This window comes from Geobacillus sp. ZGt-1, assembly GCF_001026865.1.
GTDB lineage: Bacteria > Bacillota > Bacilli > Bacillales > Anoxybacillaceae > Geobacillus > Geobacillus thermoleovorans.
Map to the genome: position 1 here is coordinate 111,568 of NZ_LDPD01000013.1, position 13,181 is coordinate 124,748.

General features: G+C 54.7%; 13 protein-coding genes and 1 other annotated feature. All 13 genes read left to right on the top strand.

Translation table 11 applies throughout. The features are described 5' to 3' along the window. The first annotated feature begins 57 nt into the window (after nt 1-57). The 13 genes from ftsA (at nt 58) to ileS (ending at nt 12,885) form a co-directional block, all read left to right on the top strand. Complete coding sequence (gene ftsA / locus VU18_RS04805) at nt 58-1,326, top strand: cell division protein FtsA (RefSeq protein WP_011230624.1); 1,269 nt, start codon at nt 58-60, stop codon at nt 1,324-1,326. A 27-nt stretch (nt 1,327-1,353) separates the two neighbouring features. Continuing rightward, nucleotides 1,354-2,487 (top strand): cell division protein FtsZ, encoded by a 1,134-nt coding sequence (gene ftsZ, locus VU18_RS04810; RefSeq protein WP_011230625.1) that lies wholly within the window; start codon nt 1,354-1,356, stop codon nt 2,485-2,487. A gap of 377 nt (nt 2,488-2,864) precedes the next feature. After that, nucleotides 2,865-3,779, top strand: a complete 915-nt coding sequence (gene spoIIGA, locus VU18_RS04815) for a sigma-E processing peptidase SpoIIGA (RefSeq protein ID WP_014195377.1) — start codon at nt 2,865-2,867, stop codon at nt 3,777-3,779. Nucleotides 3,780-3,831: 52 nt separating this feature from the next. Continuing rightward, complete coding sequence (sigE, locus tag VU18_RS04820; protein WP_011230627.1) at nt 3,832-4,551, top strand: RNA polymerase sporulation sigma factor SigE; 720 nt, start codon at nt 3,832-3,834, stop codon at nt 4,549-4,551. Nucleotides 4,552-4,671: 120 nt separating this feature from the next. Then, the gene (sigG, locus tag VU18_RS04825) at nt 4,672-5,451 is read left to right on the top strand and encodes an RNA polymerase sporulation sigma factor SigG (protein WP_011230628.1); all 780 of its coding nucleotides are present in this window, start codon (nt 4,672-4,674) and stop codon (nt 5,449-5,451) included. A 97-nt stretch (nt 5,452-5,548) separates the two neighbouring features. Continuing rightward, nucleotides 5,549-5,791: a YlmC/YmxH family sporulation protein gene (locus tag VU18_RS04830; protein ID WP_025039063.1), complete on the top strand. Its 243-nt coding sequence runs from the start codon at nt 5,549-5,551 to the stop codon at nt 5,789-5,791. Between the two features lie 247 nt (nt 5,792-6,038). Beyond that, nucleotides 6,039-6,863, top strand: a complete 825-nt coding sequence (gene pgeF, locus VU18_RS04835; protein ID WP_011230630.1) for a peptidoglycan editing factor PgeF — start codon at nt 6,039-6,041, stop codon at nt 6,861-6,863. Continuing rightward, entirely contained in the window at nt 6,860-7,534 is a 675-nt protein-coding gene (locus VU18_RS04840; RefSeq protein ID WP_033025036.1) for a YggS family pyridoxal phosphate-dependent enzyme, read from the top strand. Before pgeF ends, VU18_RS04840 begins: the two co-directional genes overlap by 4 nt. Nucleotides 7,535-7,547: 13 nt before the next feature. After that, entirely contained in the window at nt 7,548-7,976 is a 429-nt protein-coding gene (locus VU18_RS04845; RefSeq protein ID WP_011230632.1) for a cell division protein SepF, read from the top strand. A 3-nt stretch (nt 7,977-7,979) separates the two neighbouring features. Beyond that, the gene (locus VU18_RS04850) at nt 7,980-8,252 is read left to right on the top strand and encodes a YggT family protein (protein ID WP_011230633.1); all 273 of its coding nucleotides are present in this window, start codon (nt 7,980-7,982) and stop codon (nt 8,250-8,252) included. 122 nt (nt 8,253-8,374) lie between these two features. Then, nucleotides 8,375-9,148 carry an RNA-binding protein gene (locus VU18_RS04855; RefSeq protein ID WP_033025037.1) on the top strand — a complete coding sequence of 258 codons (774 nt, stop codon included), beginning with the start codon at nt 8,375-8,377 and terminating at the stop codon, nt 9,146-9,148. A 78-nt stretch (nt 9,149-9,226) separates the two neighbouring features. Next, nucleotides 9,227-9,739, top strand: a complete 513-nt coding sequence (locus VU18_RS04860) for a DivIVA domain-containing protein (protein ID WP_011230635.1) — start codon at nt 9,227-9,229, stop codon at nt 9,737-9,739. A 97-nt stretch (nt 9,740-9,836) separates the two neighbouring features. After that, nucleotides 9,837-10,057: a binding site (T-box leader), on the top strand. A 53-nt stretch (nt 10,058-10,110) separates the two neighbouring features. Continuing rightward, complete coding sequence (ileS, locus tag VU18_RS04865) at nt 10,111-12,885, top strand: isoleucine--tRNA ligase (protein ID WP_047757730.1); 2,775 nt, start codon at nt 10,111-10,113, stop codon at nt 12,883-12,885. Nucleotides 12,886-13,181: the final 296 nt, after the last annotated feature.

Below are 13,181 nucleotides of genomic sequence, written 5' to 3' on the forward strand. Positions count from 1 at the left end.
CTGCTTACTGAAACGCCGGCCGGCACCGGCGCGTTTTTAGTAGGCAGATGCCAAAAAATGAGCAGCAATGAGATCGTCGTTAGCCTGGATGTCGGAACATCGAGCGTGAAAGTCATCATCGGGGAAATGCTAGGCAGCTCCATCAATATTATCGGGGTGGGCAATGTCAAAGCGGAAGGGCTCAAAAAAGGGGCGATTGTTGATATAGATAAAACGGTGCAGTCGATCAGACGGGCCGTCGAGCAAGCGGAGCGGATGGTCGGTTTATCGATCCGCCGTGTGATCGTCGGGGTGGCCGGCAGCCATATTCAGCTCCATGACTGCCACGGCATTGTCGCCGTCGCGAGCGAAAACCGGGAAATCAGCGATGAAGATGTCGCCCGCGTCATCGATGCCGCGCAAGTTGTCTCTATTCCTCCCGATCGGGAAATCATCGGCGTCGTTCCGCGCCAGTTTATCGTCGACGGGTTGGACGGCATTCATGATCCGCGCGGCATGCTCGGCGTCCGCTTGGAAATGGAAGGCACTATGGTGACTGGTGCGAAGACGGTATTACATAATCTTCTTCGCTGTGTGGAGCGGGCAGGCTTGGAAATCAGCGATATTTGTCTTCAGCCGCTGGCGGCCGGTTCGCTCGTGCTGTCCGATGACGAACGGCATTTGGGGGCGGCGCTCGTTGACCTGGGAGGCGGCTCGACAACGGTCGCTGTCTTTGAGCAAGGGACGTTGCAAGCTGTCTCTTCGCTGCCGGTCGGCGGGGAGCACATTACGAAAGACTTGGCCATCGGATTGCGGACGACAACGGACGATGCCGAAAAAATCAAACTGAAGCACGGACATGCATTTTACGACTACGCTTCGGAGGAAGAAGTGTTCAGCGTGCCGATCATGGGCACCGATCAACACCAGCAGTTCAGCCAGCTGGAGATCGCCGATATTATTGAGGCGAGACTGGAAGAAATTTTGCAAATGGTTCAGCAGGAAGTGCGTCGTCTCGGGTTTCGCGATCTCCCCGGCGGCTATGTGCTGACCGGCGGCGTCGCCAATATGCCAGGGTTGCTTGAGCTGGCCCACGTCGTTTTAGGGACGAGCGTCCGCATTGCCATGCCGGATTATATCGGTGTGCGCGACCCGCAGTATACGATCGGCGTTGGTTTGCTCAAGTTCGCCTACCGGCAGGCGCAGCTGCAAGGGAAAACGGTCCCGGTTGCCGCTGCGGTGGAGCCGGTCGAGCGCTCCTCGCCAAAACAGCAGTCGAAACCGAAAAAGAAAGAAGACCATTTTGGGAAGAAGGTCAAGAGATTTTTTGGTTCTTTCTTTGAATAGAGATTGAAATTTTAGGAGGATTTGGCCATGTTGGAGTTTGAGACAACAGTCGATCAGTTGGCAACGATCAAGGTGATTGGAGTCGGGGGCGGCGGCAACAACGCCGTCAATCGGATGATTGAGCATGGGGTGCAAGGTGTAGAGTTTATTGCGGTCAATACGGATGCACAGGCGCTCAACTTGTCGAAGGCGCCGATCAAGCTGCAAATCGGGGCGAAGCTGACACGCGGCTTGGGCGCGGGGGCGAACCCAGAAGTTGGAAAAAAAGCAGCTGAGGAGAGCAAAGAGCAAATTGAAGAAGCGCTTCGCGGCGCCGATATGGTGTTTGTCACCGCTGGCATGGGCGGCGGCACGGGAACTGGCGCTGCCCCGGTCATCGCCCAAATTGCGCGCGAGTTAGGGGCGCTTACGGTCGGCGTTGTTACGCGCCCGTTTACGTTTGAGGGGCGCAAGCGGGCGACGCAGGCCGCAAGCGGCATCGCCGCCATGAAAGAGGCGGTCGATACGCTCATCGTCATTCCGAACGATCGATTGCTTGAGATTGTCGACAAAAATACGCCGATGCTTGAGGCGTTCCGTGAAGCGGATAACGTATTGCGCCAAGGGGTGCAAGGCATTTCCGATTTGATCGCCGTGCCGGGGTTGATCAACCTTGACTTCGCTGATGTGAAGACGATCATGTCGAATAAAGGTTCGGCATTGATGGGGATTGGCATCGCCAGCGGCGAAAACCGAGCTGCTGAGGCAGCAAAAAAAGCCATTTCCAGCCCGCTGTTGGAGACGTCGATCGACGGCGCGCAAGGGGTGCTCATGAACATCACCGGCGGCATGAACTTAAGTTTGTACGAAGTGCAGGAGGCTGCCGACATCGTCGCTTCGGCGGCCGACCAAGAAGTGAACATGATCTTCGGCTCCGTTATTAATGAGAACTTAAAGGACGAGATCATCGTGACGGTCATTGCGACCGGATTCAACGAAAACGTCGCTTCGCAGCCGCGGCCGCCGCGCATTGGCATCGGCACTGTGCCGAAAGCGGCGCCGGCGCCAAAGCGGGAGAAGCGCGAAGAGCCGATACAAGACTATGCGGCGCTCCGCTCGGGGCAAGCAGAAGATCCGCTTGACATTCCCGCTTTCTTGCGCAACCGCAACCGCCGCCGCTAGATGGCGAAACGAGGGTGTCCCAAAAGCAACGGGACACCCTTTCTTCATCACAAGATGCATGCACGAACGTGCACGAAGCACTTTGGTGAAACAATATATTGTATCTCTCTTAAAGAAAGACGATCTTTTGAGACAGCCTCGCTTTTCCGATTAGGACCAAAAACTTCTCGCGTTGGCCGCCCGCTCTCTCGCAACGAAAGGGCGAAAAAGAGAAGGCGGGCTAGGCTTTCGTGCCGGCCGATTTGATCCGCCGTGGTTCCCCCTGTTTTGACAAAACATCTCCTTTTTCACCGCCACCGATTGACAGACTTTCCCTCGCAAGGTGCTATATACTTGTTTCAGACAAAGCCGATATGGGCGGGGGAGGGGCTTGACGGTTGGTCGTCTATCTCGATGTGATTTGGCTGTTGAACGTCTGTTTTGACGCGTTGCTTCTTTGGCTGACGGCGCTCATGCTCAAGCGGCCGATCGTCTGGTGGCGTCTGTTGGCTGGGGCGTTGATCGGTTCGCTGCTTGTCATATTGCTGTTTACCCCGTTTTCCGCCATCGCCCAGCACCCGTTGGTAAAAGTAGCTGTTTCCGTGTTGATCGTGTGGGCCGCCTTCGGGTTTAAGCGCCCGCGCTATTTGCTTGAGAATATGCTGGCGTTTTACTTTGCCACGTTCGCCGTCGGCGGCGGCATGCTGGCGGTTCATTATGTTTTCGCGCACCAACTGTCCGTCCGCCAAGGAATGCTTCTCATGCATCATCCCGGAGCGGGCGATCCGGTCAGTTGGCTGTTTGTTGTCATCGGGTTTCCGGTTTTATGGCTTTTTTCTCGCCGAAGGGTGGAGGCGATTCGCGAAAAAAAACTGCGGTTTGAATATATCATTGAGGTCAAGATCGTATGGGACGGGCGGCCGCTTATGCTGCGCGGCTTGATTGACAGCGGCAACCAGCTCGTCGATCCGTTGACAAAAACGCCGGTGATGGTAGTCGAACAGGAAAAAGCAAAGGCCGTGCTTCCTGAGGAGCTACTGGGTTGTCTCAGCTCTCCCATGATGCTGGCTTCCCCGCCGGAGCGGTGGGTCCATCGCCTCCGTCTCATTCCGTACCGTGCGGTCGGCAGCGGTCCACAAATGATGGCGGCGGTTAAGCCAGACCGCATTATGCTGCGGTACGAAAACGAATGGTTGGAAGTAGCGCAAGGGCTTGTGGCGCTAAGCGCTGATCCGCTGTCGACGGATGGGGAGTACGACTGCATCGTCCATCCGAAAATGGTGCAGGCGGGAAGAAAGCTGACCGCTTCGTAGGTTTTGTTAGTATATCATACTCACTTTTGATCCGTTTAGAAGGGGGATTTTCATGAGAAAATGGAAACTTCGCTTCATGAACTGGCTGTATAAGCTTTTGGCCAAGCTTGGCCTGAAGGCGGATGAAATTTATTATATCGGAGGCAGCGAAGCCCTCCCGCCGCCGCTGACAAAGGAAGAAGAGGAGCAGCTGATTGCCAGGCTCGCCGCCGGTGATGACACGGCAAGATCGCTTTTGATCGAACGCAATTTGCGTCTTGTCGTCTACATTGCGCGCAAGTTTGAAAACACCGGCATTCACATTGAAGATTTGATCAGCATTGGAACGATCGGCCTCATTAAGGCGGTCAACACGTTCAACCCAGAGAAGAAGATCAAGCTGGCGACATACGCGTCGCGCTGCATTGAAAACGAAATTTTAATGTATTTGCGCCGCAACAACAAAGTGCGGGCGGAAGTGTCGTTTGATGAACCGCTCAATATCGACTGGGATGGCAACGAGCTGTTGCTTTCCGACGTGTTGGGAACGGATGACGACGTGATTACGAAAGATTTGGAAGCGGATGTCGACCGGCGCTTGCTCTTAAACGCCTTGCGCCAGCTGAGCGACCGCGAGAAGCAAATTATGGAATTGCGTTTTGGCCTCTCCGGCGGCGAAGAAAAGACGCAAAAAGACGTCGCTGATTTGCTCGGTATTTCGCAATCGTACATATCGCGGCTCGAGAAGCGGATCATTAAACGGTTGCGCAAAGAATTCAATAAAATGATGTAGCGGGCGGCGGGAGCGAAATTCCGCCGCCTTTTTCCGCGTCGGACAGGCTGTGCATATTTTTCCCTTCCAAGGAGATACTGAAAATTGACGACTTAGCATCTCCTGATGGGAGGGAACAACTTGACGAGGAACAAAGTCGAGATTTGCGGCGTAGACACTTCGAAGCTTCCCGTCCTCAAAAATGAGGAAATGCGTGAACTGTTTCGACGGATGCATGAGGGGGATTTGGAGGCAAGAGAAAAATTAGTAAACGGCAACTTGCGCCTCGTGTTGAGCGTCATTCAGCGCTTCAACAACCGAGGCGAATTTGTCGATGATTTGTTTCAAGTCGGCTGCATCGGACTTATGAAATCGATTGATAATTTTGACCTCAATCAAAACGTGAAGTTTTCCACTTACGCCGTGCCGATGATCATCGGCGAAATCCGCCGCTATTTGCGCGACAACAACCCGATCCGCGTTTCGCGCTCGCTGCGCGACATCGCCTACAAAGCGTTGCAAGTGCGAGAGCGGCTCATGAGCGAGACGGCGAAAGAACCGTCAACCGAGGAAATTGCCAAAGAACTCGGCGTCGCCCATGAGGAAGTGGTTTTTGCCCTCGATGCCATTCAAGATCCTGTTTCGTTGTTTGAGCCGATTTACAACGACGGCGGCGACCCGATTTATGTGATGGACCAGCTGAGCGATGAGCGCAACCGTGACAGCCAATGGATCGAAGAAATCGCCTTGAAGGAAGGGCTTCGGCGGTTGAATGAGCGGGAAAAAATGATCATCCGTAAACGCTTTTTCCAAGGAAAGACGCAAATGGAAGTGGCCGAGGAAATCGGCATTTCCCAAGCGCAAGTGTCGAGGCTCGAAAAAGCGGCGATCCGGCAAATGAATAAAAACATCCAAGTATGACAGGCTGCAGGTGCAGCCTTTTTCTTTGGCACATAACTGCACATTTGGCTTCATATAGATGAAAAAGAGGGAGAGAGGAAAGGCGGGGAGAAAAACCGTGATGAGAATTTCCGAATTTCAGACGAAAGATGTCGTCAATGTAGCCAATGGGAAGAAGCTTGGCAATATTGGGGACATTGATATTGATTTAGATACTGGAAAAATCCGCTCGCTCATTATTTTAGGCGCCGGAAAGATGCTCGGGCTGTTCGGCCGCGAAGAGGCGGTCGTCATTCCATGGCAGAACATCGTCAAAATCGGAGCCGATGTTATTTTAGTCCGCCTTCATGATTCCGATTAAACGGCTGGTGCAACGATTGGCCCCGTCGCTTGCAACGCGGCAGGACGATGTTGCAGACCTTTCCGCTTTTCGTGGGCAGATCGGCTATGCCGCCAGCGCGGTTTTCGGGCGGCAATAAGGGTTGGACAATTTCTGCGGCAATGTTTCGACAAAATCATAAATAAAGGTTATCATGGACAAACAAACTATGATAAAATAGGAAAAAAAGTGATAAAAAACTACAAAAAACAGCGTGAGGTTGACGCGAATGCCGGACATTTTTCAACAAGAAGCCCGCGGCTGGCTCCGCTGCGGTGCGCCTCCGTTTGCTGGAGCCGTCGCTGGATTGACGACGAAACATGGCGGGGAGAGCAAAGGGCCGTTCGCTTCGCTGAATATGGGGCTGCACGTCGGCGACGATCGCACGGTTGTTGTCGCCAACCGCGGGCGTTTGGCGCAATGGCTCTCATTCCCGCTTGAGCGATGGGTATGTTGTGAACAAGTGCATGGCGCCGACATTCGGAAGGTGACGAAAAACGAACGGGGGAACGGAGCGCAAGATTTCGCCACGGCGGTTCCAGGGGTCGACGGGTTGTATACAGACGAAGCGGAGGTGTTGCTCGCGCTTTGTTTTGCCGATTGTGTGCCCATTTATTTTGTGGCGCCATCTGCTGGGTTAGTCGGCCTTGCTCATGCCGGGTGGCGGGGAACGGCCGGCGGCATCGCTGGTCACATGGTGCGGCTTTGGCAAACGCGCGAACACATCGCGCCGAGCGACATCTATGTTGCCATCGGACCTGCCATCGGTCCGTGCTGTTATACGGTTGACGACCGTGTCGTGGACAGTCTGCGCCCGACGCTTCCTCCGGAAAGCCCGTTGCCATGGCGGGAAACAAGCCCAGGGCAATATGCGCTCGACTTAAAGGAAGCCAATCGGCTTCAGTTGATCGCGGCTGGCGTTCCGAACAGCCATATTTATGTGTCAGAACGCTGTACAAGCTGTGAGGAAGCGTTGTTTTTTTCCCATCGCCGCGACCGCGGAACGACTGGAAGGATGTTGGCGTTTATCGGCCGAAGGGAGGAGACGGCATGACGGTGCGCGACAACTTGGCGGCCATTCGCCGAGAAATCGAGGCGGCCTGCGCTCGCGTCGGCCGCGATCCGGCCGGCGTGCGCATCGTGGCGGTCACTAAATATGTCGATGCCGAGCGGGCGATGGAGGTGCTTGACGCCGGCATTGCCGACCTCGGCGAAAACCGCTCCGACCAATTGATTGAAAAGCATGCACGGATCGGAAATCAAGCGACGTGGCATTTCATTGGGACGCTTCAGTCGCGCAAAGTCAAAGACATTATTGATAAAGTCGATTACATTCATTCACTCGACCGCTTGTCGCTCGCGAAAGAAATTGAAAAACGGGCGGTGCGGCCAGTAAAATGTTTTGTGCAAGTGAACGTGTCGGGGGAAGTGACCAAACACGGGCTCGCCCCCGAAGAAACGATTCCGTTTATTGAACAACTTCGCGCCTTTTCGCGCATCGAAGTCGTCGGATTGATGACGATGGCGCCGCACACGGACGACGAAGCGGTATTGCGCGCTTGCTTCCGCCGATTGCGGATGCTGAAGGAACACGTTCAGGCGATGGGAATGGCCCATGCGCCATGCACCGAACTGTCAATGGGCATGTCAAACGATTACACGATCGCCATCGAGGAAGGAGCGACGTTTGTGCGCATAGGCAGCGCGCTTGTTGGATCATTGTAGGAGGTGAAACCGGATGGGATTGATGAAAAAATTCCGTGATTATTTTTTAGAAGAAGACTACGAAGACTATGAAGAAGAATATGAGGCGCCACAGCCGGAAGAAGAGGCGCTGCCGAAGACGGCAGGCAAGGCGAACGTCGTCAGCCTGCAAAGCGTGCAAAAATCGGCGAAAGTCGTGCTTGCTGAGCCGAGGGTGTATGCGGAGGCGCAGGAGATCGCCGACCATTTGAAAAGCCGGCGCGCGGTCATCGTCAACTTGCAGCGCATCCAGCATGAGCAGGCGAAGCGGATCGTCGACTTTTTAAGCGGCACGGTGTACGCCATTGGCGGCGACATTCAGCAAGTCGGCACAAAAATTTTTTTATGCACCCCGGAAAACGTCGACGTCAGCGGCTCGATTTCGCTCGACGGCGAGGATGACAGACCGATGAAGAGGTGGTAGCTGTTGGATTATGTACTCACGTTTTTGACGACAGTGATTCAAGTGTACTCGTATGCGCTGATCATTTATATTTTAATGTCATGGTTTCCCAATGCGCGCGAAACGCGGTTCGGACAGATGTTGGCCGCTATTTGCGAGCCGTATTTAGAGCCGTTTCGGCGGGTCATTCCGCCGCTTGGCATCATTGACGTCTCCCCAATCGTCGCGTTTATCGTTCTTGAATTCGCGACGAGAGGGCTTCACGCCCTGTTCGACATTCTTCAGTCGCAGTTTTAACTTCGTTTTGCGCGCACGGCGCCGCCGCTCTCCGCCCGGCAGGCAAAAAGGCGGAAGGGCGAAACTCGCAGAGAGGAATCCGTTGTGGGTTCCTTTCTTCCATGAAAGCAAGGTGACGTCGAGTGGAGCTGTATCAGCATTTTCGCAAAGAGGAACATCCGTTCATTGATCAAGTGCTCGAGTGGAAGGAGATGGTGAGCCGTCAGTACGCTCCGAAGCTGACCGATTTTCTCGATCCGCGCGAGCAGCAAATCGTGCAAAGCATCGCCGGCGGTGCGGAAGATGTGCGCGCGTTCTTTTTCGGCGGCGCCCCGTTTGTCGAGCGGAAGCGGGTGTTTCTCGCTCCGCCGTATATCGACCCTGAGGAAGAGGATTATGGCATTGTACTGTTTGCCGTCCGCTATCCGGCGAAATTCGTTTCCCTTGAACATCGCGACGTGTTGGGGGCGCTGATGTCGCTTGGCTTGCGGCGCGGCAAGTTTGGCGATATTCTCATTCGGGATGGGGAAATTCAGTTTTTTGTTGCTGCTGAAGTCGCCGACTACGTCCGCTTGCATGTCGAAACGATCGGCAAAGCTCCGGTTGCGCTTGAGCCGCTTCCGTTGTCGGCAGCCATGCCGCTTGCCGAAACGTGGGAGGAAGGAACGGTCACGGTGTCTTCTCTAAGGCTCGATGCTGTGCTCGCTCAGGTGTTTCGCCTTGCGCGCGAGAAAGCGCGTGCGCTTGTTGAAAGCGGGCTTGTCAAAGTCAACTGGAAGGTGGTGGACAAGCCGGATTTCCTCTGCGGACCGGGCGATGTCCTGTCGGCGCGCGGTTTTGGCCGCTGCAAGCTGTTTTCGGTGGAAGGGCCGACGAAAAAAGAGCGCTGGCTCGTTCAGATTGGCCGACAAAAATAAGCAAATGACGGCAGGAAATCGGCAAACCATGTCGAATGAAAGTGAAGAAAAGGAATGATGGAGACGGAGGTGGCCGTTGTGCCGTTGACGCCATTGGATATTCACAACAAGGAATTCAGCCGCGGGTTTCGTGGGTACGATGAAGACGAAGTGAACGAGTTTCTCGATCAAGTCATTAAAGACTATGAAATGCTCATCCGTGAAAAAAAGCAGCTGGAAGAAAAAGTGGCCGAACTGACGGAAAAGCTGAACTACTTTGCGAACATTGAAGAGACGCTCAATAAGTCGATTCTTGTTGCACAGGAAGCAGCGGAAGAAGTGAAGCGGAATGCGCAAAAAGAGGCGAAGCTGATCATTAAAGAGGCGGAAAAAAACGCCGAGCGCATCATCAGCGATGCATTAGCGAAATCGCGGAAAATCGCCCTCGAGATCGAGGAGCTGAAGCGGCAGTCGAAAGTGTTCCGCGCCCGTTTCCGCATGCTTGTCGAGGCCCAGCTCGATATGATCAACAGCCGCGATTGGGACGAGTTGATGGAGTATGAGGCGCCGGATTTGGAAGAAGGGGCGAGAGAACCGCTGTCACAGCCTTGACGAACCGAAGACGTTTCGGTTATAATAATTGGCAAAAATCGCCGCATCAGCCGCCGTGGGAGGCGGTTGGCTTTTTTCAGGATGAATAGCGAAATAGCCATCGACGATGAAAGGGACAGTAGCTCTTGTACGACCGGTCGCAGCGAGCCGGGGATGGTGGAAGCCTGGCATCGGCGCAAGAGTGAACATCACCCTGGAGTTCCATGCCGAACATCAAGTAGGCCATGGCGCGTCATTCCCGTTACGAATGAAAAGAGGGCTGTGCGTCGTTTGCATGGCCAAGAAGGGTGGTACCGCGAGACCGTTCTCGTCCCTTGCCGGGGGGAGAACGGTTTTTTATTTGGAATCTATCGTTCGAAGGAGGAGCAAGGATGGATTACAAAGAAACGCTGCTCATGCCGAAGACCGACTTCCCGATGCGCGGCAACTTGCCGAAGCGGGAGCCGGAAATGCAAAAAAAATGGGAGGAAATGGACATTTACCGGAAAGTGCAGGAGCGGACGAAAGGACGGCCGCTGTTTGTTCTGCATGACGGCCCGCCGTATGCCAACGGCGACATTCATATGGGTCATGCGCTGAACAAAATTTTAAAAGATATCATCGTCCGCTACAAATCCATGAGCGGCTATTGCGCCCCATACGTGCCGGGCTGGGATACGCACGGCTTGCCGATCGAAACGGCCCTTGCCAAGCAAGGAGTTGACCGCAAATCGATGAGCGTCGCCGAGTTCCGCAAGTTGTGCGAGCAATATGCGTATGAACAAATCGACAACCAGCGCCGGCAATTCAAGCGGCTCGGTGTGCGCGGCGACTGGGACAACCCATACATTACGCTCAAACCGGAGTACGAAGCCCAGCAAATTAAAGTGTTTGGCGAAATGGCGAAAAAAGGGCTCATCTACAAAGGGTTGAAGCCGGTCTATTGGTCGCCGTCAAGCGAATCGGCGCTCGCCGAAGCGGAAATCGAATATAAAGACAAGCGCTCGCCGTCGATTTATGTCGCCTTCCCGGTGAAAAACGGCAAAGGCGTGCTTGAGGGCGATGAGCGAATCGTCATTTGGACGACGACGCCGTGGACGATTCCGGCGAACTTGGCGATCGCGGTTCATCCGGATTTGGATTACCATGTTGTCGATGTCAGCGGAAAACGGTATGTCGTCGCTGCCGCCTTGGCGGAATCGGTGGCGAAAGAAATCGGTTGGGACGCATGGTCGGTCGTCAAAACGGTCAAAGGAAAAGAGCTTGAATACGTCGTGGCGAGACATCCGTTTTATGAGCGCGACTCGCTTGTTGTGTGCGGCGAACACGTCACGACCGACGCCGGTACGGGCTGCGTCCATACGGCGCCGGGCCACGGGGAAGACGACTTTCTCGTTGGGCAAAAATATGGGCTTCCGGTCCTTTGTCCGGTTGATGAACGCGGCTACATGACCGAGGAAGCGCCGGGATTTGCCGGGATGTTTTACGAAGACGCCAACAAGGCGATTACACAGAAGCTTGAGGAAGTCGGCGCTTTGTTGAAGCTTGGGTTTATCACCCACTCGTATCCGCACGACTGGCGGACAAAGCAGCCGACGATTTTCCGGGCGACAACGCAATGGTTTGCATCGATCGATAAAATCCGCAACGAGCTGCTTCAAGCGATTAAGGAAACGAAATGGATTCCGGAGTGGGGGGAAATCCGCATCCACAACATGGTGCGCGACCGCGGCGACTGGTGCATTTCCCGCCAACGCGCCTGGGGGGTGCCGATTCCGGTCTTTTACGGCGAAAACGGTGAACCGATCATCACCGATGAGACGATTGAGCATGTGTCGAACCTGTTCCGCCAATACGGGTCGAACGTCTGGTTTGAGCGCGAGGCGAAAGACTTGCTGCCGGAAGGATTCACCCATCCGTCGAGCCCGAACGGCATCTTTACGAAAGAAACGGACATTATGGACGTCTGGTTTGACTCCGGTTCGTCGCACCAAGCCGTGTTGGTCGAACGCGACGATCTCGTGCGTCCGGCTGATCTGTACTTGGAAGGGTCCGACCAATACCGCGGCTGGTTCAACTCATCGCTGTCCACCGCCGTTGCCGTCACCGGCAAAGCGCCGTATAAAGGCGTGTTGAGCCACGGCTTTGTCTTGGACGGCGAAGGGCGGAAAATGAGCAAGTCGCTCGGCAACGTCGTCGTGCCGGCGAAAGTAATGGAACAGTTCGGCGCCGACATTTTGCGCCTTTGGGTCGCGTCGGTCGACTACCAAGCGGACGTGCGCATCTCCGACCATATTTTAAAACAAGTGTCGGAAGTGTACCGAAAAATCCGCAACACGTTCCGGTTTATGCTCGGCAACTTATTCGATTTTGACCCGAGCGAAAACGCCGTGCCGGTCGGGGAGCTGGGCGAAGTCGACCGCTACATGCTGGCGAAGTTGAACAAGCTGATCGCCAAAGTGAAAAAGGCCTACGACCGCTACGATTTCGCCGCGGTTTACCATGAGATGAACCATTTCTGCACCGTCGAGCTGAGCGCATTTTACTTGGATATGGCGAAAGACATTTTGTACATCGAAGCGGCCAATTCTCGCGCCCGCCGCGCCGTGCAGACCGTATTGTATGAAACGGTCGTCGCATTGGCGAAGCTCATCGCGCCGATTTTGCCGCACACAGCCGATGAAGTGTGGGAGCATATCCCGAACCGGAAAGAGCCGGTCGAAAGCGTCCAGCTCACCGACATGCCGGAGCCGATCGCCATCGATGGCGAGGAAGCGCTCTTGGCGAAATGGGATGCGTTTATGGACGTGCGCGATGACATGTTAAAAGCGCTCGAGAATGCGCGCAATGAAAAAGTGATCGGCAAATCGCTGACGGCCAGCGTCATCGTCTACCCGAAAGACGAGGCGCGGAAGCTATTGGCGTCGCTTGATGCCGACTTGCGCCAGCTTCTCATCGTTTCCGCCTTTTCGATCGCCGATGAGCCGTATGACGCCGCGCCGGCCGAAGCCGAGCGGCTCGACCACGTGGCCGTCCTCGTCCGCCCGGCGGAAGGCGAGACGTGCGAGCGGTGCTGGACGGTGACGAAAGAAGTCGGCGCCGATCCATCGCATCCAACGCTTTGCCCGCGCTGCGCGCACATTGTGAACGAACATTATTCCGCATAATCGAGTAGGAGAGGGTGAATGCCGGGCGCACACGAAAAGCGGCAAGGCTGCCTTCCTGGCGGCCTTGCCGCTTGCTTTTGGTGGAGGAAAAAACCAAAACGATGGTGTAAAAAGCGCAAAGGGATCAGGGGGGTTGTCAAGAAAAAGTGCAGAATGTTGCAGTGTATAAATTTATATACATGCTCATTGAAAACTTAACATTTGACTTCTCCTGCAACGAGCTTCCTCCCCCATGGCGCAGCCTGCGGGTTGAGCCTACAAGATTTTTAGAGGAAATGATGCAGCGCTTAGGGTGT

Bases quoted from the DNA above. Each gene is read 5' to 3' on its own strand.
- ftsA (WP_011230624.1), top strand. From the start codon at position 58: ATGAGCAGCAATGAGATCGTCGTTAGCCTGGATGTCGGAACATCGAGC.
- ftsZ (WP_011230625.1), top strand. From the start codon at position 1,354: ATGTTGGAGTTTGAGACAACAGTCGATCAGTTGGCAACGATCAAGGTG.
- sigE (WP_011230627.1), top strand. From the start codon at position 3,832: ATGAGAAAATGGAAACTTCGCTTCATGAACTGGCTGTATAAGCTTTTG.
- pgeF (WP_011230630.1), top strand. From the start codon at position 6,039: ATGCCGGACATTTTTCAACAAGAAGCCCGCGGCTGGCTCCGCTGCGGT.
- VU18_RS04840 (WP_033025036.1), top strand. From the start codon at position 6,860: ATGACGGTGCGCGACAACTTGGCGGCCATTCGCCGAGAAATCGAGGCG.
- VU18_RS04845 (WP_011230632.1), top strand. From the start codon at position 7,548: ATGGGATTGATGAAAAAATTCCGTGATTATTTTTTAGAAGAAGACTAC.
- ileS (WP_047757730.1), top strand. From the start codon at position 10,111: ATGGATTACAAAGAAACGCTGCTCATGCCGAAGACCGACTTCCCGATG.